We start from the raw sequence: 671 nt of genomic DNA, 5'->3' as shown, positions 1-671 counted from the left end.
CCCTTTCCGCCCTGGCGTTGCTCGCCAGCAGCCTGCCGCTGTCTGCCTTTGCCATCGATGAGGCGAAGAAAGAGATCGTCATCGGCACCACGGTTGGCGACTTTGCCGACATGGTCACCGACTCTATCAAGCCGCAGCTCGAAGCCAAGGGCTACAAGGTCAAACTGGTGGAGTTCACCGATTACGTGACCCCCAACATCGCCCTGGCGGACGGGTCGCTTGACGTCAACTGCTTCCAGCACAAGCCCTATCTGGAGAGCTTCGCCAAAGACCGGGGTCTCTCTCTGGCGCCCATCACCCAGGTGCCGACCGGCCCCATGGGGCTCTACGCCGGCAAGCTGGGGGATCTGAAGGCGGTGAAAGAGGGAAGCACGGTCGCCATCCCGAACGATCCCACCAACCAGGCCCGGGCACTGCTGATGTTGCAGGATCTGGGCTGGCTGAGCCTCAAGGAGGGGATCAATCCCCTCAAGGCGAGCGAGTTCGACGTGGTGAAGAACCCCCACAACCTCAAGCTGGTGCTGCTGGAGGCGGCGCAGCTGCCGCGCTCCCGTGAGGATGTGGATTTCTCCGTCATCAACGGCAACTTTGCCGCCTCAAGCGGGATCCCGTTCAGCTCCGGCCTCTTCCTCGAGCGCAGCTATGACTTCATCAACTGGGTGGTGGTAAAG

At 61.8% G+C, this 671-nt stretch carries 1 protein-coding gene; it reads left to right on the top strand.

What is annotated here, in order from left to right:
* A partial coding sequence (locus AACR77_RS20115) for a MetQ/NlpA family ABC transporter substrate-binding protein (RefSeq protein ID WP_042880105.1) occupies positions 1-671 on the top strand: 671 nt, incomplete at both ends.

This window comes from Aeromonas sp. ZOR0002 (genome assembly GCF_963866995.1).
Lineage (GTDB): Bacteria > Pseudomonadota > Gammaproteobacteria > Enterobacterales > Aeromonadaceae > Aeromonas > Aeromonas caviae.
Note: the sequence above shows the minus strand (reverse complement) of the source record. Positions and strands in the feature narration are given on the sequence as shown.